At 58.5% G+C, this 26811-nt stretch carries 19 protein-coding genes and 2 pseudogenes; 17 read left to right on the forward strand and 4 right to left on the reverse strand.

Annotated elements, in window-relative coordinates; translation table 11 throughout:
• From B9Z48_RS10110 to B9Z48_RS10125, 4 genes are all read right to left on the reverse strand, one after another.
• The gene (locus tag B9Z48_RS10110; RefSeq protein ID WP_199233490.1) at positions 1-771 is read right to left on the reverse strand and encodes an ABC transporter ATP-binding protein; all 771 of its coding nucleotides are present in this window, start codon (positions 769-771) and stop codon (positions 1-3) included.
• Complete coding sequence (locus B9Z48_RS10115; protein ID WP_108378115.1) at positions 768-1724, reverse strand: branched-chain amino acid ABC transporter permease; 957 nt, start codon at positions 1722-1724, stop codon at positions 768-770. The genes B9Z48_RS10110 and B9Z48_RS10115 overlap by 4 nt, the downstream gene beginning before the upstream one ends.
• A complete protein-coding gene (locus B9Z48_RS10120) occupies positions 1724-2617 on the reverse strand; it encodes a branched-chain amino acid ABC transporter permease (protein ID WP_089963878.1) in 894 nt (297 codons plus the stop codon). The genes B9Z48_RS10115 and B9Z48_RS10120 overlap by 1 nt, the downstream gene beginning before the upstream one ends.
• Positions 2618-2754: 137 nt before the next feature.
• Positions 2755-4038, reverse strand: coding sequence for an ABC transporter substrate-binding protein (locus B9Z48_RS10125; RefSeq protein ID WP_194944925.1), 1284 nt, complete (start codon positions 4036-4038; stop codon positions 2755-2757).
• A gap of 865 nt (positions 4039-4903) precedes the next feature.
• Between B9Z48_RS10125 and B9Z48_RS10130 the strand changes: the two genes are divergently transcribed.
• From B9Z48_RS10130 to B9Z48_RS10210, 17 genes and pseudogenes are all read left to right on the forward strand, one after another.
• Positions 4904-5899, forward strand: a complete 996-nt coding sequence (locus B9Z48_RS10130) for an aldo/keto reductase (protein WP_108378117.1) — start codon at positions 4904-4906, stop codon at positions 5897-5899.
• 1228 nt (positions 5900-7127) lie between these two features.
• A complete protein-coding gene (locus B9Z48_RS10135) occupies positions 7128-7391 on the forward strand; it encodes a type II toxin-antitoxin system Phd/YefM family antitoxin (RefSeq protein WP_108378119.1) in 264 nt (87 codons plus the stop codon).
• Between the two features lie 3 nt (positions 7392-7394).
• Positions 7395-7844, forward strand: coding sequence for a PIN domain-containing protein (locus B9Z48_RS10140; protein ID WP_108378121.1), 450 nt, complete (start codon positions 7395-7397; stop codon positions 7842-7844).
• 251 nt (positions 7845-8095) lie between these two features.
• Positions 8096-9289 carry an FAD-dependent monooxygenase gene (locus tag B9Z48_RS10145; RefSeq protein WP_108378123.1) on the forward strand — a complete coding sequence of 398 codons (1194 nt, stop codon included), beginning with the start codon at positions 8096-8098 and terminating at the stop codon, positions 9287-9289.
• A 446-nt stretch (positions 9290-9735) separates the two neighbouring features.
• Positions 9736-10965 carry a lytic murein transglycosylase gene (locus B9Z48_RS10150; RefSeq protein WP_108378125.1) on the forward strand — a complete coding sequence of 410 codons (1230 nt, stop codon included), beginning with the start codon at positions 9736-9738 and terminating at the stop codon, positions 10963-10965.
• Between the two features lie 815 nt (positions 10966-11780).
• The gene (locus B9Z48_RS10155; RefSeq protein ID WP_089963891.1) at positions 11781-12224 is read left to right on the forward strand and encodes a transposase; all 444 of its coding nucleotides are present in this window, start codon (positions 11781-11783) and stop codon (positions 12222-12224) included.
• A gap of 1093 nt (positions 12225-13317) precedes the next feature.
• The gene (locus tag B9Z48_RS10160) at positions 13318-14439 is read left to right on the forward strand and encodes a polysaccharide biosynthesis/export family protein (RefSeq protein ID WP_199233491.1); all 1122 of its coding nucleotides are present in this window, start codon (positions 13318-13320) and stop codon (positions 14437-14439) included.
• Between the two features lie 4 nt (positions 14440-14443).
• Complete coding sequence (locus B9Z48_RS10165; protein ID WP_089958003.1) at positions 14444-14878, forward strand: low molecular weight protein-tyrosine-phosphatase; 435 nt, start codon at positions 14444-14446, stop codon at positions 14876-14878.
• A 2-nt stretch (positions 14879-14880) separates the two neighbouring features.
• The gene (locus tag B9Z48_RS10170; RefSeq protein WP_108378127.1) at positions 14881-17163 is read left to right on the forward strand and encodes a polysaccharide biosynthesis tyrosine autokinase; all 2283 of its coding nucleotides are present in this window, start codon (positions 14881-14883) and stop codon (positions 17161-17163) included.
• Positions 17164-17519: 356 nt separating this feature from the next.
• A complete protein-coding gene (locus B9Z48_RS10175; protein ID WP_108378129.1) occupies positions 17520-18629 on the forward strand; it encodes a glycosyltransferase in 1110 nt (369 codons plus the stop codon).
• A gap of 66 nt (positions 18630-18695) precedes the next feature.
• Positions 18696-19403, forward strand: coding sequence for a hypothetical protein (locus B9Z48_RS10180; protein WP_108378131.1), 708 nt, complete (start codon positions 18696-18698; stop codon positions 19401-19403).
• 348 nt (positions 19404-19751) lie between these two features.
• Positions 19752-21977: a YjbH domain-containing protein gene (locus B9Z48_RS10185; RefSeq protein WP_108378133.1), complete on the forward strand. Its 2226-nt coding sequence runs from the start codon at positions 19752-19754 to the stop codon at positions 21975-21977.
• Between the two features lie 170 nt (positions 21978-22147).
• Entirely contained in the window at positions 22148-22432 is a 285-nt protein-coding gene (locus B9Z48_RS10190; RefSeq protein WP_108378135.1) for a nucleotidyltransferase family protein, read from the forward strand.
• Positions 22429-22890: a hypothetical protein gene (locus B9Z48_RS10195; protein ID WP_108378137.1), complete on the forward strand. Its 462-nt coding sequence runs from the start codon at positions 22429-22431 to the stop codon at positions 22888-22890. Before B9Z48_RS10190 ends, B9Z48_RS10195 begins: the two co-directional genes overlap by 4 nt.
• A 425-nt stretch (positions 22891-23315) precedes the next feature.
• Positions 23316-24264 (forward strand): annotated as a pseudogene (locus B9Z48_RS10200) (GDP-L-fucose synthase family protein).
• A 127-nt stretch (positions 24265-24391) separates the two neighbouring features.
• Positions 24392-25479, forward strand: a pseudogene (gene gmd, locus B9Z48_RS10205) (GDP-mannose 4,6-dehydratase).
• A 29-nt stretch (positions 25480-25508) separates the two neighbouring features.
• Positions 25509-26786: a nucleotide sugar dehydrogenase gene (locus tag B9Z48_RS10210; protein ID WP_108378139.1), complete on the forward strand. Its 1278-nt coding sequence runs from the start codon at positions 25509-25511 to the stop codon at positions 26784-26786.
• Positions 26787-26811: the final 25 nt, after the last annotated feature.

Genomic DNA, 26811 nt, shown 5'->3' on the forward strand with positions numbered 1-26811 from the left:
TTAATGGCCTTGTTTGACGGTGCCGGTGACGTAACGTTGAACCTCGACGTTGCTCAGCACAGACTCTGGCTGATCGTCGGCAATGACACGACCGCTGTAAAAAGCGATCACGCGGTCTGAATAATGGGTCACGATTTCCATGTCATGCTCCACAAACAAGACCGTGACCTTTTCGCTCGACAAGGCCGCCGAAATCGTGTCCATCATCGGGAATTTTTCATCCACCGACACGCCGCTGGTTGGCTCATCCAACAACAAAAGTTTGGGTTTTCCGGTCAAGGCCATGGCAATGTCCAACAGCTTTCGCACGCCACCGGGCAACTCGGCCACCCGCCGATGAATGTGGGCGGTCAACTCAAACTTTTCCAGCAAGGCTTCGGCCCGAGCGATGCGATCGCCAGCGTGTGCCGGACGCCAAAATGACTGATGGCCATCGTTGCAAGCGGCGGCCACCAGCATGTTGTCCAAGGCCGTCATGTCCAAGGCCAATTGTGGGATCTGGAACGACCGGGCGATGCCCATGCCCGTGATTTGGCGCGGCCCCAAGCCCTCGATGGATTTGCCATCCAGTTCAATGCGGCCCGCATCGGGTTTGAGGTAACCCGTCACCATGTTCACAAACGTGGTTTTACCCGCGCCGTTGCTGCCGATCAGACTCACACGCTGGCCAATGGGGATGTCGATGTTGACATCGTCTGCAGCGGTCACAGCGCCAAATGATTTTTTCAAACCCTTGGCCGACAGCATGTAGGGCATGTGTTGGGCGCTCATGACTTATCTCCTTTGTTTTGGCGGCGGTCCATCCACAAACTGCCCAAACCACGCGGCAGAAAACGGATCACGACCAGCAAAAACAGGCCCATGGCCAATTGCCAGGTGTTGGGGAAATACAAGTTCGAAAACGACCGAACCACCTCCACCAAAAATGAGCCGATGAACACGGCCAACATGCTGTGGTGCCCCGCCAAAATGGCAACGAACACAAACTCACCCGACGTGGTCCAGTAACTGAAATTCGGTTCGATGTGGCCCAAAGACATCAGCGTCAGTGCACCACCTACACCGCCCATGAAAGCCGCAATCAGGTAATTGGATGCAATGGACTGCGACACCGAGGCCCCCAAATACTCGACGCGCAATTCATTTTCTCGAATCGCCAATGACACCAAACCCCTGACAGAGTCTGCATAAATGCGGGCCATGGTCGCGATCACACCCACCACAACGACCGCCAGGTTGTACAACACCCAATTGGAGTTTTCGGATGCGATGGATTGGCCAAAAAGTGTTGGCTTGCTGACGTTGAAACCATCAGATCCGCCCAGGCTTTCTGTTTTGACCAAGATGCCATACAGCACCATCGAAATGGCCAAGGTCAACATGGCAAAAAAGATGCTGCGGTAACGGGACAGCAAGGGGGCAAAAGGCAGCGCACACAGTGTGGCTGCCAAGCCGCCGACCAGCACCATCAAAATCGCATCGGTGATGCCCAAGTGGTTGGCGGCCAAGGCCGTGGCGTACCCCCCGGCTGCAAAAACAAAACCTTGTCCAAACGAGACCACCCCGCTTCGCATTTGAATGACGATGCCCAGGGAGACCATGCCGTGAGACAAAGCCATGGTGGACAGGAACAGCAGCCACTTGGGCATGACCAGACCTGCCAGCAAAAATACAACGACCAACAGCGCACCCATGCGCACTGTTTTGCTCAGACTTGCGTGCATCAGATCTTCCTCGCTTGAATCCGTTGGAACAAACCTTCGGGCTTGAACACCAGAACAATCGCCATCGCGATGTAAATGCTGAAGAGTTCAGCGGCAGGCCATGTGTGAACGGCCAAGGCGCGGGCCAAGCCAACAATGATGGCCCCAATGGCGGCGCCTTGAATACTGCCCAATCCACCGATGATCACCACCGCAAAAGACACAATGATCACCCCCGAGGCCAAGCCCGGCTGCACCGAAATCATGGGGGCTGTCATGGCACCCGCCAGTGAGGCCAAGAACACACCAAAGACAAAGGCCCATGTGCACACCCGTGCCACATTGATGCCCATGCTCGCTGCAATTTCATTGCTGTGAATCACGGCCAGCACAATTTTTCCGGTTCGAGTCCGATTCAGGCCCCACCACACGCCGATGCCACAAACGATGGCAAACGCGATCAAAGTGAAGTCATAGCCCACGTAGGACAGTGGCCCCATCTCCAGAACCCCGAACAGCATGTAGGGCTCGGTCACGTAATAGGGCACCGCCCCCCAAATCAGCTTGGTCACATCTTCCAAAATCAGAAAAAGTGCATAGGTCACCAACACCAGCAAGACTTCATCGCGACCATAAAAAGACCGCAACAAAACGCGCTCCACAAAGGGCGCAAGAATCAGCGCAACGGCCGATGCCGCAAGCACCATGGCCAGCAGCGACCACGCGGGCGACAGTCCCCAAGCCACAGACCAGGCCACAAACGAGGCGGTCACGTAGGCCCCCACAGCATAGAAGCTGCCATGGGCAATGTTCAGGATTTTGAGAACACCAAAAACCAAGGTCAGACCCAAGGCAACGATGAACAGCCATGAGGCGTAAATGATGCCGTCAAAAAGAATCGTCAGTGCGAGCATCGGTCAATTTCCACCAGATTAAAGAACTTCAGGGTCGCGCAGGGCCAAGCCCCATGGGGCTGACCTGCGCAAATGTGACGTGGCCAGCGACCCTGCCTCATGAAAAAATGAGGCAGGGTCGAGTGAGCTGATTCAGCTCAGCACTTGGCACCTTTGAAGCCGCTCTTGATCCACTCTTCTGAACTCATGTTCGAAGGCGGGTTCACGCATTCGGCGGGAAAGCGAAGGATGTCCACAATGTCCACCCGTTTTTTGGCGGGGTTGTACTTGGTCCGACCGATCGCGGTTTCTTGAATGGCCTGGTGACCATTGCCGTTGACCATTCGGATCGTGCCCGCAGGCGATTCCCAGCTCAAGCCCTTCATGGCGGCGGCCAACTGCTCGTGGTTGGGCTTTTTGCCACCGTTGGCTTCCATGGCTTTTTCTGTGGCCAGTTTCAGGCCCAGCAAAGCCTGCACCATGCGGTAGGGGGCTTGCACGGGGATGGTGTTGTACTTGTCTTCGTACAGTTTGAACCACCAACGGTTGAGCGCCGTGTCTGGCGACATCAGCCCATACGCACCACGAGCACCCAAAATCACACCATCGGGCATTTTGTCGCCTAGGCCCGGCAGAACGTGGTCACCCGCAGAAAGGATCAGCTGAGAACGGCGCATCACGCCGCGTGGTGCTGCCTGCAAAATGAAGGACTGCAAATCACCACCCCACAAACTCGAGTGGGTGATGCTGGCTGGCTTGGACAAAAGCGAAGAGATTTCGGTGCCATATTGACCGGCGCCGAACTTGGGGCGCAAGTCTTGCTGGGTTTTGGAATCAGGAAACAACTGCTCTGCGGTCAGCTGAAAATCCTTCAATGAATCATGTCCCCAAGCGTAGTCCTGGTTGATGTAATTGATGTTGTCGACCTTGATGTTTTTCGCTTTGAGGTACCGACCCAAAGACACGTTGTCCATGGTGGCGTGGGCTGCGGTTCTGAAGACGTAGTTGTAGGACTTTTCTTCAAAAATCCGAGGTGTTCCGCAGTCGTACAAAATCAGAAACTTTTTCATTTCTTCGGCCACAGGCGCCACGGCCAGACAGTCGCCTGAACCCACATAGCCCACGACCGCATCGACTTTTTCGCGGTCATACAAATTGCGCAGTTCTTGCACTTGTTTGGTCGCACCGCCTGCTTCGTCGACATACACGGCTTCAAACTTCATGCCGCCAAAACCCTTTTTGTTGAAGGGCGCAGGTGCCTGACCATTGTTGAAAGCGTCGACCAGAACTTTTGCACCATTGACGGCGGGAATGCCAAAACTGTCGGCGGCTTGGCCGGATAAAAAACTCACAATGCCCACGCGAAATGTCTCTTGGGCCAAGGCCGTGCCCGATGCTGCATACATCAAGCCCAACGATGCAACCACACGCGAAAGTTTCATGACAAGGTTCTTGCGACTCATTGTTTTGTCTCCTGATAATTGGATGAAGAAAATCGACTGCGCACACGATGAACGGTATGGATGTCGCTCGATATCCCAAATCGACACCGCATGAATTCACCGATTCCACATCCTAATTTCTTCACGATGGCCTTCCATGTCCCAGCAGAGACAGCTTGGCGTAAGCCTTTTACCGCCCCCCGCAGGAGCAACACCCCCGCCCCGTTTTTGTAGGAGCGACGCCCTCGTCGCGATTTTGTAGGAGCGACGCCCCCGTCGCGATAAGCCTCGCACACCACAACCCATCGCCCCGAGGGCGGGGCTCCCACAAAATGCAAAGCAATGCCCCCTGTAGGAGCGACGCCCCCGTCGCGATAAGCCCCGCACACCACAACCCATCGCCCCGAGGGCAGGGCTCCCACAAAATGCAGAGCAATGTCCCCTATAGGAGCGACGCCCCCGTCGCGATAAGCCTCGCAGACCACAACCCATCGCCCCGAGGGCAGGGCTCCCACAAAATCATGCAGGCCCCTGTCCCACAAAATGCAGAGCAATGTCCCTGTAGGAGCGACGCCCCCGTCGCGATAAGCCTCGCAGACCACAACCCATCGCCCCGAGGGCGGGGCTCCCACAAAGTCGCGATAAGCCTCGCAGACCACAACCCATCGCCCCGAGGGCAGGGCTCCCACAAAATCGCGATAAGCCTTGCACACCACAACCCATCGCCCCGAGGGCAGGGCTCCCACAAAATCATGCAGGCCCCTGTCCCACAAAAACATGCCACAACACTCTGCACAGGTGACAGCATCCGCCATGCATTCGGATTAGCCTTTCACATCCGACTCCCTATGCCAAGGACCCCAACATGAAAACCACCACCCTGGGCAAAAGCCCATTGATCGTCTCCCGCCTGTGCCTGGGCACCATGATGTTCGGTGACCAGACCCCGCTCGAAGACGCGAGATCCATCGTGGCCGATGCGCAAGAAAAAGGCTGCAACTTCATCGACACCGCCGACGTCTACACACTGGGCAAATCCGAAGAGATCGTCGGCCAAGTGCTCAAGGGTCAACGCCATCGATGGGTCTTGGCCAGCAAGGTGGGCAATGCCATGTCGTCCTTGCCGAACGAAAGCCGTTATTCGCGCAGCTGGATGCTGCGGGCCTGCGAAGACAGCTTGCGTCGGCTGGACACCGATCACCTCGACATCTATTACTTGCATCGCGACTACAACGGCATGAACCTCGAAGAGCCCTTGCGGGCCATCGAAGCCTTGCTGCGCGACGGCAAGATCCGCTATTGGGGCGTGTCCAATTTCCGGGGCTGGCGCATTGCCGAGATGGTCAACATGGCCCGCCAGATGAACATGCCCGGCCCCGTGGTGTGCCAGCCTTATTACAACCTGCTCAACCGCTTGCCCGAGGTGGAAATTCTGGAGGCCTGCGGGCATTACGGTCTGGGCGTGGTGCCCTACAGCCCGATTGCACGCGGCGTGCTTACAGGCAAATATGCGCCCGGCCAAACACCCGCCGAAGGCAGTCGTGCCGCGCGGGGTGACAAGCGCATTTTGGAGACCGAGTTCCGCGAAGAGTCGCTGCAGATTGCGCAAACGCTGCGTCAACATTGCGAGGCCAAAGGCGTTTCATTGGCGCACTTTGCCACCGCTTGGGTGCTGGCCAACCGCCATGTCAGCGCCGTCATTGCCGGCCCCCGCACGCTGGCGCAGTGGCAAGACTACGCAGGCGCTCTGGAGGTGAGCATCACCGCCGAAGACGAAGCCCTGGTCAACAGCTTGGTGACCCCAGGCCATCCATCCACGCCGGGTTACAACGACCCGTCTTATCCTTTGAATGGGCGCTGAAAGCAGGGGCTCCCTGTGGTCAGGGCACCTACAGTGAGCAAGCTTTCCCCTGTAGGAGCGACGCCCTCGTCGCGAAAAGCCTCGCAGACCACCACCCATCGCCCCGAGGGCGGGGCTCCTACAAAATGCGGTGCATTGTCCCCTGTAGGAGCGACGCCCTCGTCGCGAAAAGCCGCGCAGACCACCACCCATCGCCCCGGGGGCGGGGCTCCTACAAAATGCGGCGCATTGTCCCCTGTAGGAGCGACGCCCTCGTCGCGATAAGCCCCGCAGACCACCACCCATCGCCCCGGGGGCGGGGCTCCCACAAAATGCAGAGCAATGTCCCCTGTAGGAGCGACGCCCTCGTCGCGATAAGCCCCGCAGACCACCACCCATCGCCCCGGGGGCGGGGCTCCTACAAAATGCGGTGCATTGTCCCCTGTAGGAGCGACGCCCTCGTCGCGATAAGCCTCGCAGACCACCACCCATCGCCCCGGGGGCGGGGCTCCTACAAAATGCGGTGCATTGTCCCCTGTAGGAGCGACGCCCTCGTCGCGAAAAGCCTCGCAGACCATCACCCATCGCCCCGGGGGCGGGGCTCCCACAAAATGCGGTGCATTGTCCCCTGTAGGAGCGACGCCCTCGTCGCGAAAAGCCCCGCAGACCACCACCCATCGCCCCGGGGGCGGGGCTCCTACAAAATGCGGTGCATTATCCCCTGTAGGAGCGACGCCCTCGTCGCGAAAAGCCTCGCAGACCACCACCCATCGCCCCGGGGGCGGGGCTCCTACAAAATGCGGTTCATTGTCCCTTGTAGGAGCGACGCCCTCGTCGCGAAAAGCCTCGCAGACCACCACCCATCGCCCCGGGGGTGGGGCTCCTACAAAATGCAGTGCATTGTCCCCTGTAGGAGCGACGCCCTCGTCGCGAAAAGCCTCGCAGACCACCACCCATCGCCCCGGGGGTGGGGCTCCTACAAAATGCAGTGCATTGTCCCCTGTAGGAGCGACGCCATCGTCGCGATCAGCCTCGCAGACCACCAAAAATCGCCCCGGGGGCGGGGCTCCCACAAAATGCGGTGCATTGTCCCCTGTAGGAGCGACGCCCTCGTCGCGAAAAGCCTCGCAGACCACCACCCATCGCCCCGGGGACGGAGCTCCTACAAAAGGCAGGCACGGCCCAATGGGGCGTTTGACAAGGCATGTGTTATTTCTGTACAGTCTGTACATAAATCAAGGAGTTGGCCATGTCAGACACCCCGCAATACGGACTCGAACAAGCCCGGGCGCAGTTGCCACTCATCGCCTCAGAGGCGGTGGCGGGTTACAGCAGCGTGATCACGCGCCACGGCAAGCCGGTGGCGGTGGTGGTGCCGGTCGAGCAGTGGCGCGATCAACAGATCCGTGCGCTCAAGCAGGGTGGTGTGCTGGCCTTGCGGGGTTCCGGGCGCGGCCTGTGGCCTGAGGGTGCGGCCTCGGCGGTGTCGCAGCTGCGCGATGAATGGGTTTGAGCAATGGCCACCCGCGTCCGTCCATCGGCGTCGCTTTGGTGCGGCCTGAATGAGGGGGCCACCGTGCTGGTGGACACCGCGCCCTGGATTTACCTGCTCGAAGACCATGTCGAATTCGCCCCCCGTTTTGTGGGCCTGTTTGAGGCCGCTGAACGGGGCCAAATTCAGTTGGCCCTTAGCACCATCACTTTGGCCGAAGTGCTGACCGGACCCTTCAAGGCAGGCCAAACGGCCTTGGCCAAACGCTACGAAAACGCCTTGAACCAATACCAAGTTGTGCCCATGACGCCCGCCGTGGCCAGTCTGGCGGCCCAGTTGCGCGTGGAGTACCGCCTCAAATTGCCCGATGCGGTGCAACTGGCCTCGGCGCTCGACATCGGCGCGGCAGCCTTGGTCACACACGATCGTGACTTTTCGGCGGTGCAAGGCCTGCCGGTGCTGATGGGGGCGTGATGGGCGTGGCTGATGTGATCACCCCGTTTCCCTACAGAAAGCCGGCGTTTTGAACCCCGACATGGTGTCTGCGTGCTTGTTGCGAACTCGCAGGTCATCAAACTTCAAGAGAGTTGATCGTGGTCATGGTTTTCAATTGCCCGATTTTTTGAGCACTTCAAGCTCAAGGCACAATGGAGCCATGACAAGAATGCATCCATAACGGCTTCGCAAGCAGGTACTCCGCTTCAAGCCCAAGACAAAATTAACCCATGTCAATAATTGATCGTGAAAAGCTCGTGGTGGTAGGCGGCGGCATTGGCGGACTGGCCACTGCCATTGCATGCATCCAAAAAGGCATGGCTATACAGCTGATCGAGAGAACCCCGCAATACTCGCATGTGGGGGCGGGCATCCAGCTGGGGCCCAATGTGACGCGCATTTTGCAGGCCTGGGGTCTGGGCGACGCTCTGGCGAAGGTGGCCGCTTACCCCAAGCAACTGCAAGCGCGTGATGCCCGAAGCGGCAAGGTACTGGGCACCTTGCCACTGGCGGGACGGGCTGAAACCTTGTACGGCGCGCCTTACGTCACCGTGCACCGGGCCGACTTGCACCGTGTGCTACACAAAGGGGCTCAAGTCGACGGCGTCGGCTTGTGGTTGGGCCAGAACATCCGAGGCTGGTACGAAAAGCCCGAAAGGGTGTACGTGCAAACCGATGGGCCCCAGTCCATTTACGCCAGCGCGCTCATCGCTGCCGATGGTTTGTGGAGCGTCTTGCGTCGCCAAATGCTGGTCACCGACCGACCCAGTTTTTCTGGGCATCTGGCTTACCGGGCCATGGTGTCGCAGGCCGATTTGCCTGCGCACCTGCGCAGCGACCAAGTCACCGTGTGGATGGGGCACCGGCTGCATGTGGTGCATTACCCGGTGCGCGGGGGTGAATCGCTCAATCTGGTGGCCATCGTGCACGGTAAAAAGCCCGAGCAATTTCAAAATTGGGACCAGGACGCAGACACCCGGGAACTGATGCAGTCCATGGGCAAAGTGGGCCGTGATTTGCACGAACGATTGGCCTCGGTGCCCGCCTGGCGCAAGTGGGCGCTGCACAACAGCCCCCCCCTAAGCTCCGCGAGTGAAATGGTCCAAGGCCGCGTGGCCCTGCTGGGCGACGCGGCCCACGCCATGCTGCCCTATCTGGCACAAGGCGCAGGCATGGCCATCGAAGACGCGCATGTGGTGGCGCAATGCCTCAGCACAGATGGCCAAACGGTGCAAGAGCAACTTCAGGCCTATGCCGAACAGCGCTGGGAACGCAATGCCCGCGTGCAAGCGCGAGCCGTGCGTAACGGCCAAATCTTCCACGCCCGAGGCCTCGAAGCCATCGGCCGCAACCTGACCATGCGCTTCATGGGCGAGCGGGTGATGGATGTGCCTTGGTTGTACGGCGAAGGTCCTAACCCCTAAAAAACCTCGTTGCGTGGCGCTAGCTGGCATTTGTGCGAGCCCCGCCCCGGGGTGAGGGGTGGTGGTCTGCGAGGATTTTTCGCGACGAGGGCGTCGCTCCTACAAGGGAAGCGCCCTGCATTTTGTAGGAGCCCCGCCCACGGGGCGATGGGTGGTGGTCTGCGAGGCTTAAAAATTGGGGTCAGATCCCCATTCTTTGTTCGGGTTCTCGATGTTATTTGCTTTTACAAAAAATGTGAATCTGAGTTTTTAAATGAAATATAGGTTTCAAATAAATTAATTGAAATTTAAATCAGTAAATTCAAAACAAAATTTACATTAAATAAAACGTAATTTAAATTTACAAAATTTCCACCAAGTTCAAGCCTTTGACCGTTCATTTGCATGACGCTGTACATTGGCAGCCGCGCATTCAGACGCCTACAAAACTTCAGGGAATTTTCAACATGACAACACCTTCAAAAACGCCCAGCCCCCAGGCCATGCTGCGGTTGGCCGGCATGACTGCGTTGCTGGTCACCGCTTGGTTGGCCCCCAATGCTTGGGCGCAAAGCACCGATTTATCGGCCTGCATGGCCGAGTTGCGCCCAGCTGCCCGCAGCGGCAAAGTCAGCGACGCCACCTGGTCGCGCCACACCACGGGCTTGCAAGCCGACTTCAGCGTCATCGACAAACTCAACTTTCAGCCCGAATTTCGCAACGCCATATGGGACTACATGTCGGCCTTGGTCGACGAAGAGCGGGTGGCCGACGGTGTTGCCCGCCTGAGCGAGCACCGCCAAGCGCTCGAAAAAGCCGAGCAACGCTTTGGTGTGGATGCCGCCACGGTCGTCGCGGTTTGGGGTGTCGAAAGCAATTTTGGCCAGACCTTCGGCAAATACCCGCTGGTTCAGGCGCTGGGCACACTGTCTTGTCACGGGCGGCGGCAAAGCTATTTTCGGGGTGAGTTTTTTGCGTCGCTGCGCATCTTGCAGGCTGGCCACATCGCGCCCGAGCGTTTGATCGGTTCGTGGGCGGGAGCGTTTGGCCACACCCAGTTCATGCCCAGCACTTTCGAGCGCCTGGCGGTGGACTTTGACGGCGACGGCCGCGCCGACCTGATGGACAGCAGCGTGGACGCGCTCGGATCGACCGCCAACTTTTTGGCCCGTGCGGGCTGGCAAAGTGGCTTGCCCTGGGGCATCGAAGTGAAGCTGCCCGCTGGCATCTCATTGGCGGGAGAGGGCCGCCGCAGCAAACGCCCGGTGGCCGACTGGGCGGCGCGGGGCGTGCGCCGGGTAGACGGCTCAGCCTTGCCTGCCAGTTTGGGCTCGGTCGGCCTGCTCACATTGGCGGGGCCCAACGGCCCAGCGTTTTTGGTCACCCGCAACTTCGACGCGCTCTACAGCTACAACGCGGCCGAAAGCTACGGCCTGGCCATTGCCCACCTGAGCGACCGCCTGCGCGGTGCGGGCCCCTTCGTCACCCCCTGGCCAACCGATGACGCCGGCCTGTCACGCGCCGAGCGGCGCGAGCTGCAAGGCCTGCTGGCGATGCGCGGTCACGACATCGGCCCGGTCGACGGCATGTTGGGCGACAAATCCCGCGAGGCCATCCGCGCCGAACAACAACGTCTGGGCATGGAACCCAACGGCCGCGGCGGCCAAAAAATCCTCAAAGCCATGCGCGCCCGCTGACCCCTCAACGCCTTGCCCCCCTGTAGGAGCGACGCCCCCGTCGCGATAAGCCCCACAGACCATTAAGAATCGCCCCGAGGGCGGGGCTCCCACAAAAGGCAGGGCAATGTCCCTGTGGGAGCGACGCCCTCGTCGCGAAAAGCCTTGCAGACCACCAAGAATCGCCCCGAGGGCGGGGCTCCCACAAGGGGCAAAAAACCATCGCCCCGAGGGCAGGGCTCCCACAAATGGCAGGGCAATGTCCCTGTAGGAGCGACGCCCTCGTAGCGATAATCCTCGCAGACCACCACCCATCGCCCCGAGGGCGGGGCTCCTACAAATGGCAGGGCAATGTCCCTGTAGGAGCGACGCCCCCGTCGCGAAAAGCCCCGCAAACCACCAAGAATCGCCCCGAGGGCGGAGCTCCCACAAGGTGCAAAAAACCATCGCCCCGAGGGCAGGGCTCCTACAAAAGGCAGGGCAATGTCCCTGTAGGAGCGACGCCCCCGTCGCGATAAGCCCCGCAGACCACCAAGAATCGCCCCGAGGGCGGGGCTCCCACAAGGGGAAAAAACCATCGCCCCGAGGGCGGGGCTCCCACAAAACGCAGGGCATTCCCCCTGTAGGAGCGACGCCCCCGTCGCGATAAGCCTCGCAGACCACCAAGAATCGCCCCGAGGGCGGGGCTCCCACAAAAGACACACAACAGATCGCAACCGTGTGTGCCGCGCCCGGTTAATGAACAAACTTTTACAAATTCATAAACTATTGATTTAAATTCACCTTGCATGCCCTACACCCCCACTCCAATAATTTAAAAAAGAGGGAGGTGCAAGATGGATAACAAGCCACGTTCGAGCAACTTGCGGACAGGTCGGTACACGCTGACGGGGCAAATCTATTTGCTCACAACGGTCACGGTGGATCGACAGCCGGTGTTTGCAGATTTCCAGGCCGCACGTTGCGTGATTCATTGCCTTCAACAAGCCCAGCAGTTGCAGCACGCCGACACCTTGGCGTTTGTGGTCATGCCTGACCACTTGCATTGGCTCATGCAACTGGGGCCAAACAACGATTTGTCGAAATGCATGTCGGGTGTCAAATCCATCAGCGCCAGGCAGCTTGGAAGTCCTGTCTGGCAAAAAGGATTTCACGACCATGCCGTTCGCAAAGAGGAAGACCTGCCCGCTTTGGCTCGGTATGTGGTTGCCAATCCCGTCCGTGCAGGTTTGGTGCCGCGTGTAGGCCTCTACCCACATTGGGATGCCATCTGGGTTTGATCCACATCGCTCAGGGGGGGTGTTTGTAGGAGCGACGCCCTCGTCGCGATAAGCGTTGCGGACCACCAAGAATCGCCCCGGGGGCGGGGCTCCTACAAAAGGCAGAGCATCTCCGGGGTCCACAAAAGGCAGGGGCATACCCGGGTTCACAAATGCAGGGGCATGTCCCTGTAGGAGCGACGCCCTCGTCGCGATAAGCGTTGCGGATCACCAAGAATCGCCCCGGGGGCGGGGCTCCCACAACGGGAAAAAACCAATCGCCCAAGGGGCGGGGCTCCTACAAGGGGAAAAAACCAATCGCCCCGGGGGCGGGGCTCCCACAAGGGGAAAAAACCAATCGCCCCGGGGGCGGGGCTCCCACAACGGGAAAAAACCAATCGCCCCGGGGGCGGGGCTCCCACAAGGGGAAAAAAACCATCGCCCCGGGGGCGGGGCTCCCACAAGGGGGAAAAACCAATCGCCTCGGGGGCGGGGCTCCCACAAGGGGGAAAAACCAATCGCCCCGGGGGCGGGGCTCCCACAAGGGGCAAAAAACAATCGCCCCGGGGGCGGGGCTCCTACAAGGGGGAAAAAACAATCGCCCCGGGGGCGGGGCTCCTACAAGGGGCGAAATCCGAAGGCCGATGTGTTCGTTGGCACACCCTCCAACACCCAACATAACGATCAACTTTTACAAATTTCATCAATCGTTATTCCACTTTGAACCGATCAAGCAAAGCCCCAACGTCCGTGAAATTTTTACATTTGGGCACAAAAAATTTTAAATGAACTATTTATATCTCAATAACTATAAATATCTACAAATTTATCAATATTATTCAACACAAGGCACAAAAAATTAAACTATGTGTAAATTGTTACTTTCACAGCCTTGCAATGATTCTCAAATATACTAACCCTCACAGATTTATTGTTTTTAACATTGAATGTCTGAAATGTGCCTCAAACGTTGACGGTACTGCGGTAGCCATGGTTTTTTGAGTATTTGTGAATACTTTTCAATGACTCAAAACCTTCTCAAAGCGTTGTTCGCCATTCAAAACCCCCCAATGGCCTACGTACAAACCACAAGCCCTCTTCAAGCTTGCGCCTCATGAAACAGTTATTCCTTCGGGCCATGCCCCTGTTGGCCGCAGCCGCATTGGGTGGCTGTGCTTACGCGCCTGGGTTTTACACAGGCACCAACAGTGCAGGCCCCGAATGGCTCAACGCGGCCTTTGACCCTGCCGACGCGCCACCGCCTGGCTCGCTCCTCAGCATCACCCCCGAGTTGTTGCGTCAACAACGCGCCAGTCAATCCAACGACATTCCCGAGCCCGTCAAACAGCTCTTCGACAAACCCAAGCCCTACCTCATTGGCGCTGGCGACGTCATCAGCATCATGGTTTGGGGCCACCCCGAGTTTTCACAAACCACCACCGGCACCCAAGGCGGCGGTGACGCGGCCAACAGCGGTTTCAACATCAGCCCCGACGGCCTGATCCAGTTCCCCTATGTGGGCACGCTCAAGCTGGCAGGACTCACCGAATACCAAGCCCGCGACCTCTTGGTTTCGCGGCTGTCCGAATACATCAAGGCACCTCAAGTCACCTTGCGCGTGCAAGCGTTTCGCAGTGGCCGCATTCACATCGACGGTGAAGTGCGCACTCCAGGCACCATGCCCATCAACGACATGCCCATGACCCTGACCGAAGTCATTGGCAGGGCAGGGGGCTTCACCCCCACGGCCGACCGCGCCGCCATTGCCGTCACACGCAACGGCAAAACCGCCACCGTCAACCTGCCGCAGCTCATTGAAAAAGGCATCAACCCCTCCAACATCATGCTGCGCCACGACGACCTCGTGCGCGTGCTGGGCCGCGAAGATGCCAAAGTGTTTGTGCTGGGCGAAGTGCTGCGCCCCAGCACCCAGTCACTGCGCAACGGTCGCCTCACCCTGAACGAAGCCCTGAGCGAAGCCGGTGGCATCAACCCCAATTCGGCCGACCCGCGCCAAATCTTTGTGGTGCGCACGGCCAACCCCGAGCAACCCGAGCTGTACCACCTCAACGCCAAATCACCCCTGGCCTATGCCCTGTCTGCCGGGTTTGAACTTCAAGCACGCGACGTGATTTATGTCGACCCCGTGCCCCTTGTCCGATGGAACCGTGTGATCAGCCTGGTCCTGCCCAGCGCCCAAGCTGTCACCACCACCCGCATCGTGACAGGCAACTGAAGGCATGCGGCACATCCTGACCCTGTGCGTGGGCAACATTTGCCGCAGCCCCTTGGCCCAAGCCTTGTTGGCGCGTGAACTGCCCGAGCACCACGTCCGATCAGCCGGCCTGAGCGCCATGGTCGGCTACCCGGCCGACCCCGAAGTCATCCGTGTGGCCAAAGAGCAAGGGCTCGAATTGCAAGCCCACCGGGCGCAGCAAGTCACCAGCGTCATGTGCCAACAAGCCGAACTGATTTTGGTGATGGAACAAGAGCACAAAACCCAACTCGAACAGCTCTACCCGCAAGTGCGCGGCAAAGTGTTTCGCCTGGGCCTGTATGGGCAATTTGACATTGCCGACCCCTATCGCCAATCCAGCGAAGCATTTGACACGGCCTACCAAGGCATCGCACAAGGCGTTGCCCTCTGGCTGCCACGCATCAAAAAATTGAACTGACCATGAATCTTCCTAACCCGAGTGCGCAACTGACAGCGCAACCCGCATCGCCCATGGTCGATGAAGACGACGGCATCAACCTGCTCGACATGCTGGACGTGCTGATTGATCAGCGCTACCTCATTGCCATCGTCACCACCATCGTCTTGGCCATCGGCGCCGGTTATGCACTGACTACGACACCCATTTACGAAGCCAACTCGCTCATCCAAGTCGAAGACACCAAAGGCAACTCACTGGGCGCACTCATGGGCGAAAACAGCGCCCTGTTCGACGTCAAATCGCCAGCCAGCGCCGAAATCGAAATCTTGCGCTCGCGCCTGGTGGTCGGCCAAGCCGCCAGCAACCTGCAACTCGACTTGTCGGTCACGCCCAAATACGTGCCCTACATCGGCGCATGGCTGTCACGCAGTGCCACCGAACCGTCTAACCCCAGCTTTGCAGGCTTCAAAGGTTATGTGCGCGGCAACGAAAGCCTGCGCGTGGCCCGTCTTGACCTCCCCGCACCGCTTTTGGGCATGCGCTTCACTGTGCTGGTGACCGACACCGGCTACGAACTGGTCACCGAGGCGGGCACCAAACTGGGCGAAGGGGTGGTTGGCAAGCCACTGACCTTCAGCTACCAAGGCCATTCGGGTGAACTGCTGATCGCCAAACTGGTGGGCAAGCCTGGCGCAGAGTTTTTTGTGTCCCGCAGCTCTTTGCTGGGCGTGACCCAGCAGCTGCAAAACCAAATGAAAATCACCGAGCAAGGCCGCCAATCAGGCGTCTTGCGCGTCACCCTTGAAGGTGCCAACCCCGATCGCATTGCCCAAATCCTGAATGAAGTGGGCAACCTGTACGTGCGTCAAAACACCGAACGCAAGGCGGCAGAAGCCAAAAAGTCGCTTGAGTTTTTGAACACACAACTGCCTCAGCTCAAAAAACAACTCGAACAGTCCGAAGCCAGCTTCAACCAGTTCCGCACCCAGCAAGGCACCTTCGACCTCGACACCGAAGCCAATGCCTATCTCTCGCAAGTGGTGAACCTCAAAGTCAAGTTGTTCGAACAGCAAAGCAAACGCAAAGAACTCGAACTGCGCTACACCGCCAAGCACCCCAGTGTGGAAGCGGTCGACATCAGCATCCGTGACATCAAAACCGAACTGCGCGAAGCCGAAAAGAAAGTCAAAAAGCTCCCGACCATCGAGCAAGACCTGCTGCGCCTGACGCGTGACGTCAAAGTCGACAGTGCCCTCTACACCAACTTGCTCAACAGCGCCCAACAACTGGGCTTGGTCAAAGAAGGCAAAGTCGGCAATGTGCGCATCATCGACAAAGCCGTGACCCCTGAAAGGGCCATCAAACCGAATCGTTCATCCATTGTGGGCATCTCGGCATTGCTGGGCCTCTTGGCCGGGTTGGGCCTCGCCTTTTTGCGCAACAGCCTGCGCCCCGGCATTAAAAACGCCGAAGAGCTTGAACACCGCTTGGGCCTGAACGTCTTTGCCACCGTGCCCCTGTCTGCAGCGCAGCAACAGCTCGACATCGACACCATGGCCAAAAAGCCTGGCAGCCACTTGTTGGCCACCTTGCGCCCCAACGAAGCGGCCATCGAAAGCCTGCGCAGCCTGCGCACCGCTTTGCAATTTGCCATGCTCGAGGCCCCCAACAACATCGTGTTGATCACCGGCCCCACGCCCAACATTGGCAAGTCATTCACTGCGGCCAACTTTGCAGCCGTGTTGTCTGCAGCGGGCCAGCGCGTGTTGCTGATCGACGCGGACATGCGCAAAGGCCACATCAACCAGTTCTTTGGTTTGTCACGCGGCATGGGTTTTTCCGAACTCATCACGGGCACACAAGTTTTGGACAAAGTGCTGCACCGCAACGTGGCCCCGGGTCTGGACTTTATTACCACCGGCACCATGCCACCCAACCCGGCTGAGCTGCTGATGTCGCCCGCCACACAAGCGCTGTTCAAGAGCTTGTCAGAGCAATACGACCTGGTGCTGATTGACAGCCCCCCCGTGCTGGCCGTGTCCGACACCGCCATCTTGGCCCCCATGGCCGGCACCACCTTCCTGGTGGTCCGCGCCGACGTCTCGTCACTGGGCGAAGTGCAAGAAGCCGTCAAACGCATTGCGCAGTCGGGCGAGTCGGTCAAAGGCATCATCTTCAACGGCCTCGACATCTCCAAACGCCGTTACGGCTATGGCTACGGTTATGGCTACGGCTACAAATACAAACGCTACGGCTACCGTTACCAGTCGTACAACTACGGCCAAGACAAACCCCGCAATTGAATCCCCCCGTAGGAGCGACGCCCCCGTCGCGATAAGCCGCGCAGACCACCAACAATCGCTCCCACAAAGGCAACCCCCCTGTAGGAGCGACGCCCCCGTCGCGAAAACCCTCGCACACCACCAACAATCGCCCCGAGGGCGGGGCTCCCACAAAGACAATCCCCCTTGTAGGAGCGACGCCCCCGTCGCGAAAACCCTCGCAGACCCCCAACAATCGCCCCGAGGGCAGGGCTCCCACAAAGGCAATCCCCTTGTAGGAGCGACGCCCTCGTCGCGAAAAGCCTCGCAGACCACCACCCATCGCCCCGAGGGCGGGGCTCCCACAAAATGCAGGCACCCTGCCAAACCCATCAACCATGACCACAAGCAACACCCTCTGCATCGTCAGCACGGCGTTCGTGGCTTCATTGCTGTCGGCGGTTTTTTTGGTCTTGACCCAAAAAATCCATGGCCGCTACAGCAACGATGAAACGCATGGCATCCAAAAATCGCACCGCACCGCCACACCGCGAATCGGTGGCGTCGCCATCGTTGTCGGTTTGATTGCGGCATGGGCTTTGGCCGATCAACAAACACAAGCCATTCTTGGCCCCTTGCTCTTGGCCGGGTTCCCTGCATTTGTCTTCGGGCTGGCCGAAGACTTGACCAAAAAAATCGGTGTCATGCCCCGCCTGCTGGCCACTTTTGCGTCGGGCATTTTGGGCTGGTGGCTCACCGGCGTGTCGCTCACCTCGGTGGACATCCCCTTCCTCAACCCCTTGCTTAGCATCACCTTTGTCTCGGTGCTGTTCACCGCTTTTGCCATTGGCGGTGTGGCCAACGGCATCAACATCATTGACGGTTACAACGGTCTGGCCAGTGGTTTTGTCACGCTGGCCCTCATGGGCATCGGCGCCATTGCCTTCGATTCGCAAGACATGGGCTTGACAGTGGCCTGCTTTGCATTGGCCGCGTCATTCCTGGGCTTTTGGTTGGTCAACTGGCCTTGGGGCAAATTGTTCTTGGGCGACGGCGGCAGTTATTTTGGCGGTTTTGCCTTGGCTTGGGCCTGCGTCATGCTCATTGAGCGCGATGCCGAAATCACCGCCTTTGCCCCCTTGCTGGTGTGCATTCACCCCGTGACCGAAGTGTTGTTCAGCATTTACCGCCGCAAACTGCGTCGCACCCACATTGGTCACCCCGACCGGCTCCACTTGCACAACCTCATCATGCGCCGCGTGGTGCGCAGTCGCCTGCATATCAGACCCAATTTGAGCAACCCTGCTGCTGGCTTGTTGTTGGCACTCATGTCTTTGCCCGCCATTGTGGTGGCCTATGCCGTGCACGACAGCATCGTCTGGGGTGCCATCATGAGCTTGGTGTTCATGTTGGGCTATGTGAGCCTCTATGCCCGTTTGGTGCGCTTTCACTGGTGCTCACCCCTGGCCTTTTTGCTGCTCAAGCCCACACGCCCCAACTATGCGTGATGTCTTGAGCATGAAGTTTTATTTCCGTTTCCTTTAACCACTTTTCACCAAAGAAGGAGTTTTCTCATGAAAGCAGTCAACAAAAAGCTGGGCCTCTTGGCCATCTGCGCGGGTGCACTCACTTTGGTGGCGTGCGGGGGGGACAGTGCCACGGTGCCGCTCACGCTTCGCGGTGTGGCAGCCACCGGTCTGGCCATCGACGGCGGCAGCGTTGTGGTTCAGTGCGTCTCTGGTTCGGGTACGGCCACAACCTTGGCCAATGGTTCTTACAGCGTGACGGTTCAAAACGGCCAAGGCCCTTGCTTGATCACCGTGACCAAAGGTTCAGTGGTGCTTCGCTCCATTTCGCCCCAAACCACCTCAGGCACTGCAGTGGCCAACGTCACGCCTTTCAGTAACGCCATTGTCAACTCCATCGTCGCAGCCAAAGGCGCTGGATCGCCAGCAGCATTGGTCACAGGCGGCTCTTTTGTGCCCAGCAACAGTGATTTGACCTCTGCCGTCACCGCCGTGATTGTGCAAATCAACGAAGCCTTGGCCGCCTTGCCTACCCCCATTGCGCCGTTGAGCCTGACCACCGATTTGTTGGGTCAAGTCGATTACGTAGCGGCCACAGTCAGCTCACCCAGCAGTGGCGACTTGTTGGACAAAGCCATTGACGCCTTGGTCCAAGGTGACGGCGTCACGTTGCCGCCCGCACTGGTGGCAGACATCAACACAGCCACCGACACCGTGGTGGACCCCACCCCCACAGGCGGCACTGGCGGTTTCTAATCCCCCCATGTAGGAGCCCCGCCCCCGGGGCGATGGGTTGTGGACCGCAAGGCTTGATCGCGGCGAGGGCGCCGCTCCTACAAACACATAAATGGCAACCCATGTAGGAGCCCCGCCCCCGGGGCGATGGGTAGTGGACCGCAAAGGTCAATCGCGGCGAGGGCGCCGCTCCTACAAACACATAAATGGCAACCCATGTAGGAGCCCCGCCCCCGGGGCGATGGGTTGTGGCCGGCAAGGCTAGATCGCGGCGAGGGCGCCGCTCCTACAAAAGAAGCGCTCAATCAAACTTTATCGATCTGAATACATCAATAAAACGAACTGACCCAACAACACAAAAAAAACACCATGCGACCCAACCCCCTCACCACCAACCCCCACCGGCTCACGCTGTGCCTCACCCTGTGCCTGCACAGCCTGGCGGCGTACAGCCAAACGGCGGGCAGTGAGTTGGCGGCCAACAGCGCCGCTTGGCGCATGTTGTCGCCATCGGGTTACACGGGCAGCATCAACACCCCCAATGCGCATGTGCAAAGTTGGGGAGTGGCCAACATGGCCTGGACCAACAGCAACCCCGAATACGCCCGAAACTTTCAACACGGGCACTTTGGCAGTTTGAATGTCGGAATCGGTTTGCTACCCGGTCTGGAAATGGTGGGGCGTTTGACTACCGAGGGCGACCTCAACTGCAACCTTTACCGTGCTGGTTGCGGTGGTGGGCGCGACCTTTCACTCAGCGCCAAATACCAACTGCCCCTGCAGCTGGGTGACCACACCCGTGTGGCCGTCGGCATGTCCGACTTTGGCGGTGCGGCCACCAACTTCAGGCAAGTCTATGGCGTGGCCACCACCCAGTGGCTCAACACCGAACTGTCTTTGGGCTACAGCCACGCACAGTCCACCCGCGCATTGATGCACGGAGTTTTTGGCAGTGCACGCTTTGCCCTCAGCCCCCGTTTGCACCTGCTGGCCGAACACGACACCCAAGAACGCAGGGCAGGTGTGCAATACCAACACCCCGTGGGCGACCGCAGCAGTTTGCAAGCCGGTTACAGCCGCAAATGGTCCAGCAACACCGGCCAAGAAGCCAACCAACTTCAACTGGCCTGGGTTCTGCATATGGACCGCAGCACGCCCAGACCTGTTACCCAATTTGTAAATCCAGCTTACACGACAACGGCTGGCACAGCCACCCAGACCGCAGCCAGCACCACCAGCTCTGCAAACACCGCCCAAACCATCCCCGTCACCCCAGCCCGCAGCACCGCCCCCAAAGCCACCGCCCAAAGCATGGCCCAAGCCCTGCAAAACTTGGGTTACGCCAATGTAAAAGTTGATCACTGGCCAGCCAGCGCTGCACACGCGGGCCTGTGGCTAATCAGCGCCGAGTCGCGCACCTACCGCCAAAGCCAAGTCGAAGCCATGGGCCGCGCTCTGGCCCCTTGGGTTTCTGGCGTGCGCCAAAACACCGTGGCAGGCCAAGACCAAATTGCCCTCACGCTGACCTACCAACGCCAACCCGTCTTGCACGCCCTCGCTCAAGCCAACTGCCTGGCCGACTGGGCACAGGGCGCACCCGCTGCAGCTTCGGCCGCTTGCAACCCCACCGAGCCGCTCACACTCAGCCGCACCCCCATTGCACAGGCACAAACCCTGCAAGCCGAGCGCGAACAACAAGGCCCCTCACAAATCGCCCAAGCCTCGGCTGGCCCCTCGTGGGCGCCGCAGCTCACCCTCAGCCCCGCCGTGCGCAACACCCTGGGCACCGAGTTCGGCTTGGTGGACTATTCTCTTGCCGCCCAAATGGGTGCCGAAGTCGCCATTGCCCCGGGCCTGTTTTGGCAAGGTGTGTACCTGGTGCCCATCAGCAACAGCAACGACTTTGACAACGGCAAAGTCTTTGGCGACCGGCGCTTTGCCAAAAACCAGTGGCACAACAGCCAGCTGACCTATTGGACGCCGCTGCCCTGGGGCCTGAGCGCCCAAGCCAGCATTGGCCAAATCACCCCGGGCGTGACCGGTGCCCAGTGGGACGCCCTGTGGATGAATCCGGACGGCCGCTTGCGCTTGGGCATGAGCGGCGCACGCTACAGCCGCGACGCCTTCACCCGCGAACAACTGCCCCTGTACGCCCAAGCCCGCTACTCCATCATTCCCGGCGCATGGCACGCCGAAGCCACCGCAGGCCAGTTCATGAACGGCGACCGAGGTTTCAAACTCGCATCGGTGCACTGGGCAGGCGACACGCGTGTGGCCCTGCAATACCAAAAAACCGGCGACACCCGCCAACCCAACATGCCAACCCGCAGCTTTGCGGGCATCAACATCAGCCTGCCCTTCGGCCCCAAAGCCGCAGTGCCCATCGGCCCCGTGTGGCTGCGAGCCCAAGACCAATGGAGCTGGGGCGTCCAAACCAAGGTGGGCGAGAGCAACAACAACCTGACCACCGGCTACGGCGAAATCGCCCGCCAACGTCAAGGCCTGTGGAGCGACGTGACCGACCACGACCGCAACGGCCAAGCCGACCTGCAAGCCCAATTGCCAAGACTCAGAGCCATCCTGGCCACGCCCTGAGAAATAAATGACAGGACACCGGTGACCACGGGCAATAACCCGGTCTTTGTAGGAGCCCACCCCGTGGCCGATAAACCGTCCCAAAAGCAACACCCATTGCCAAAGGGGTGACCTTTTACTAAACCACATGTCACCCATAAACGATCTATTTATCTGCCAAAATTAACCCCATGCGCCTCACCCCAGCCCAAATCAACACCATCAAAAGCACAGCCACCGCAGTGCTGGGTGAGGGCGCGCAGGTCACTTTGTTTGGTTCTCGGGTGCATGACGACAAAAAAGGCGGCGATGTAGACCTGTACGTGGAAATGGATCAACCCGAATTGATGAAAAAAATCCGTTGCAAAGTCAGCCTGCAAGACCAGTTAGACATGCCCGTTGACCTGATCGTCAAACCCTATGGCGACCGCAGCCCCATCGCCATGATCGCCAAACAAGAAGGCATTCTGTTGTGAGCGAACACATTGCGCTCATCTGGAAAAAGCTCGATCATTTGTTGCGAATGAGGCAATACCTCAACTATTCGACCGAACAAGTCACTGCGCTGTTGCCCATCACTGATTGGCAATCACTGCAACCCGATCAGCACGAAACTCTGGCGGCTTTTCGGATTCGCTTCAGTGAATTTCAAGAGCACATGGGTAAAACCATGAAAGCTGTAGCCGTAGAAGAAGAAAAACCGGCAGAACCCTTTACAGCTGTGTTGCTGTACATGGAAAAATTGGGATGCATCCCATCGGTTGACCGATGGAAAGAGATTCGAGAACTGCGAAATGCCGTTAACCATGAATACGCGGATGACCCAGAGCTGCTGCATGAATTTTTCGAGCAAATGATCAAATCAGTCCCAGAACTCATGACCTGGCACGAACAGCTGATTGATTTTTGTAAATCTACGTACCAAGAAAATTAACCCCATGCGCCTCAGCCCAGCCCAAATCATCACCATCAAAAGCACAGCCACCGCCGTGCTGGGTGAGGGCACACAGGTCTGGCTTTGTGGGTCCAAATTAGACAATTAATCGGGATCTGACCCCAATTAATTTGTACCGCAAACAAAACAATCGCCCCGAGGGCGGGACTCCTACAAGAAACAATTGACCCTGTAGGAGCGACGCCCTAGTCGCGATAACCCCCGCAAACCACCGCCTGAACAACCAGGCCAAAACTTGTAAATCCCGGTACCCCAAATACCGACCAAACCTTACCCCCAGTAGGTCGGCACCTTCAGGTCCGACAACCATCCCCTCGCGAAGCGACAAATCAGTCGCCCAGCCCCCCAAGCAGACCCCCAAGACCCGCCACATAGCGCGGCAAGCCTTGGCACGTATCCGCACCATGACAGAACCCAAAATCTACGTCGCTGGCCGCAAAGGCATGGTGGGCTCGGCCATTGTTCGGGCCTTGCAGGCGCAGGGGCAAACCCGCTTCGTCACCCGCAGCCACGCCGAGTTGGACCTGACCAATCAAGCCGAGGTGCGCGAGTTTTTCGCGCAAGAAAAGCCCGACCAGGTCTACTTGGCCGCTGCCAAAGTCGGTGGCATCCATGCCAACAACACCTACCCGGCCGACTTCATTTACCAAAACCTCATGGTGCAGGCCAACGTCATTGACGCGGCATTTCAAAACGGCATGCAAAAACTGCTGTTTTTAGGGTCCAGCTGCATCTACCCCCGCATGGCCGAGCAGCCCCTGCGCGAAGACGCCCTCTTGACCGGCCCCCTGGTGCCCACCAACGAGCCCTATGCCATCGCCAAGATTGCCGGCATCAAACTCTGCGAAAGCTACAACCGCCAATATGGCCAAAGCTACGGGGTGGAATACCGCAGCGTCATGCCCACCAACTTGTATGGCCCGGGCGACAACTACCACCCCGAAATAGCCACGTCATTTCCGCGCTGATTCGCCGTTTTCACGAAGCCAAAGTCAGCCAAGCCCCCAGCGTGGCCATTTGGGGCACCGGCACCCCTAAACGTGAATTTTGTATGTGGACGACATGGCCGCAGCCAGCGTGCACGTCATGAACCTGCCCAAAGCGCTTTATGACCAACACACCAGTCCCATGCAAAGCCACATCAACGTGGGCAATGGGCAAGACGTGACCATTGCCCAAGTGGCCCAAATCGTGGACTACACAGGACGCATCGAGTTTGACACCAGCAAACCCGACGGCACCCCCCGCAAGTGGATGGACAGCAGCCGCCTCAACAGCCTCGGCTGGCAAGCCCAAGTGCCCTTGCACCAAGGCCTAACCCAAGCCTACGCCGACTTTCTGAAGACCCCATAACCCGTAGGTCGGCGGCTTCAGCCCCGACATGACTGACTCAACAACTCGTAGGTCGGCGGCTTCAGCCCCGACATGTCTGACTCAACAACTCGTAGGTCGGCGGCTTTAGCCCCGACATGACTCCCTCATGACCCACCCCAAAGTCGCCCTAATCACCGGCATCACCGGCCAAGACGGCTCCTACCTGGCCGAATTCCTTCTAGAAAAAGGCTACATCGTCCACGGTATCAAACGCCGTGCCAGCAGCTTCAACACCCAGCGCGTGGACCACATCTACCAAGACCCCCACGTCAGCAACGCCAACTTCAAACTGCACTACGGCGACTTGAGCGACACCAGCAACCTGGTGCGCATCATCCAGGAAACCCAGCCCGACGAAATCTACAACCTGGCCGCCATGAGCCATGTGGCCGTCAGCTTTGAAAGCCCCAAATACACCGCCGACGTGGACGACATTGGCACCCTGCGCATTCTGGAAGCCATTCGCATCTTGGGGCTGGAAAAGAAAACCCGCTTTTACCAAGCCAGTACCAGTGAGCTGTATGGCCTGGTGCAAGAAACCCCCCAAAAAGAAACCACCCCCTTTTATCCCCGCAGCCCCTACGCAGTGGCCAAGCTCTATGCATACTGAATCACGGTCAACTACCACGAAGCCTATGGCATGTATGCCTGCAACGGCATCCTGTTTAACCACGAAAGCCAACGCCGAGGCGAAACCTTTGTCACCCGCAAAATCACCCGGGGCCTGGCCAACATCAGCCAAGGGCTGGAAGAGTGCCTGTACATGGGCAACATCGAAGCCCTGCGCGACTGGGGCCACGCCAAAGACTATGTGCGCATGCAGTGGATGATGCAGCAACAACACCAGCCCGAAGACTTCGTCATCGCCACCGTCGTGCAATACAGCGTGCGCCAGTTCATCAACTGGACAGCAAAAGCCCTGGGCATGTCACTGCGCTGGCAGGGTGAGGGTGTTGACGAAGTCGCCTATTGGAACGACCAAGCCGTCAACCTCATCGACCCCCGCTACTTCCGCCCACCGAAGTCGAAACCTTGCTGGGCGACCCCAGCAAGGCTAAAGAAAAATTAGGATGGGTGCCTGCAATCTCGATTCAGCAGTTGTGCAAAGAAATGGTGACATATGACTTGGCTCAAGCAAAACAACACGCACTACTCAAAGCGAATGGTTACAACGTCAACGTGAGTCTGGAATAGGCTGGCGGTTCTCGAACAGTGAACACACTATGGAATTAAAAAATAAAAACCTAGCGATCATCGGGCTAGGCTACGTTGGCCTTCCATTAGCCGTCGAGTTTGGCAAAAAATTTGACACTATTGGTTTTGATATCAACCCTCAGCGCATTGCCGAACTCCAATCCGGTAATGACCGTAACTTGGAAACTAATGCAGCTGAAATGGCCGAGGCTAACCGTCTGCGCTTCACGCACGACTCAGCTGATTTGAATACGTCCAACGTTTATATCGTTACTGTTCCCACACCGGTTGATCAAGACAAACGTCCCGACTTCACTCCCTTGATCAAAGCCAGTCAAACGGTGGGTCGGGCGCTGAAGCCCGGCGACGTGGTCATCTACGAGTCCACCGTGTACCCCGGCGCCACCGAAGAAATCTGCGTTCCCGAACTGGAGCGCGCCAGCGGCCTCCAGTTCAACACTGGCTTTACTGTTGGCTATAGCCCCGAGCGGATCAACCCCGGCGACAAGGAGCGTCGCCTCACCAACATCCCCAAGGTCACCTCCGGCTCCACCACAGCTGCGGCAGACTTTGTGGACGCGCTGTACCGAACCATCATCACCGCCGGCACCCACAAGGCCAGCAGCCTCAAAGTGGCCGAAGCCTCCAAGGTCATAGAAAACACCCAGCGCGATGCCAACATCGCCCTCATCAACGAATTTGCGCTCATCTTCCACCGCCTAGGTATCGACACACATGAAGTGCTGGCAGCTGCCGGCACCAAATGGAACTTTTTACCCTTTACGCCTGGGCTGGTGGGCGGCCACTGCATTGGCGTAGACCCGTATTACCTCATTCAAAAAGCCCAGTCTGTAGGCTACTACCCCGACATTCTGTTGGCCTGCCGGCGCATCAACGACGCCATGGGTCTGCATGTGGCAGCAGAAGTCGTCAAACTCATGATCCGCAAAGGTCAAACTGTGGCCCGTGCGCGTGTGCTGGTGCTGGGCTTCACCTTCAAGGAAAACTGCCCGGACTTGCGCAATACCCGCGTGATCGACCTTGTTCATGAGCTGCAGGCCTTTGACACCCAGGTAGACCTATACGACCCGCACGCGAATAGCGCCGAGGCGCAGCACGAATACGGCATCAGCCTGCTGTGCTCTCTGCCCGAGCCTGGCCAGTACGACGCCCTGGTGGTTGCTGTGGCGCATGACGAATTCAAACAACTGGGCATTGCCGGCCTGCGACGACTTGCGAATGGGCGTGCGGTGATCTATGACATCAAGGGCATGTTCGGCAAAGATGAAGTTGATGGGCGACTCTAGCCATAGGGCATTTTAGAAATATTGA

The organism is Limnohabitans sp. WS1, assembly GCF_003063265.1.
GTDB lineage: Bacteria > Pseudomonadota > Gammaproteobacteria > Burkholderiales > Burkholderiaceae_C > Limnohabitans_A.

Coding starts and splice junctions, on each gene's coding strand:
- B9Z48_RS10110 (WP_199233490.1), bottom strand. CDS start 771: ATGAGCGCCCAACACATGCCCTACATGCTGTCGGCCAAGGGTTTGAAA.
- B9Z48_RS10115 (WP_108378115.1), bottom strand. CDS start 1,724: ATGCACGCAAGTCTGAGCAAAACAGTGCGCATGGGTGCGCTGTTGGTC.
- B9Z48_RS10120 (WP_089963878.1), bottom strand. CDS start 2,617: ATGCTCGCACTGACGATTCTTTTTGACGGCATCATTTACGCCTCATGG.
- B9Z48_RS10125 (WP_194944925.1), bottom strand. CDS start 4,038: ATGAAACTTTCGCGTGTGGTTGCATCGTTGGGCTTGATGTATGCAGCA.
- B9Z48_RS10130 (WP_108378117.1), top strand. CDS start 4,904: ATGAAAACCACCACCCTGGGCAAAAGCCCATTGATCGTCTCCCGCCTG.
- B9Z48_RS10135 (WP_108378119.1), top strand. CDS start 7,128: ATGTCAGACACCCCGCAATACGGACTCGAACAAGCCCGGGCGCAGTTG.
- B9Z48_RS10140 (WP_108378121.1), top strand. CDS start 7,395: ATGGCCACCCGCGTCCGTCCATCGGCGTCGCTTTGGTGCGGCCTGAAT.
- B9Z48_RS10145 (WP_108378123.1), top strand. CDS start 8,096: ATGTCAATAATTGATCGTGAAAAGCTCGTGGTGGTAGGCGGCGGCATT.
- B9Z48_RS10150 (WP_108378125.1), top strand. CDS start 9,736: ATGACAACACCTTCAAAAACGCCCAGCCCCCAGGCCATGCTGCGGTTG.
- B9Z48_RS10155 (WP_089963891.1), top strand. CDS start 11,781: ATGGATAACAAGCCACGTTCGAGCAACTTGCGGACAGGTCGGTACACG.
- B9Z48_RS10160 (WP_199233491.1), top strand. CDS start 13,318: ATGAAACAGTTATTCCTTCGGGCCATGCCCCTGTTGGCCGCAGCCGCA.
- B9Z48_RS10165 (WP_089958003.1), top strand. CDS start 14,444: ATGCGGCACATCCTGACCCTGTGCGTGGGCAACATTTGCCGCAGCCCC.
- B9Z48_RS10170 (WP_108378127.1), top strand. CDS start 14,881: ATGAATCTTCCTAACCCGAGTGCGCAACTGACAGCGCAACCCGCATCG.
- B9Z48_RS10175 (WP_108378129.1), top strand. CDS start 17,520: ATGACCACAAGCAACACCCTCTGCATCGTCAGCACGGCGTTCGTGGCT.
- B9Z48_RS10180 (WP_108378131.1), top strand. CDS start 18,696: ATGAAAGCAGTCAACAAAAAGCTGGGCCTCTTGGCCATCTGCGCGGGT.
- B9Z48_RS10185 (WP_108378133.1), top strand. CDS start 19,752: ATGCGACCCAACCCCCTCACCACCAACCCCCACCGGCTCACGCTGTGC.
- B9Z48_RS10190 (WP_108378135.1), top strand. CDS start 22,148: ATGCGCCTCACCCCAGCCCAAATCAACACCATCAAAAGCACAGCCACC.
- B9Z48_RS10210 (WP_108378139.1), top strand. CDS start 25,509: ATGGAATTAAAAAATAAAAACCTAGCGATCATCGGGCTAGGCTACGTT.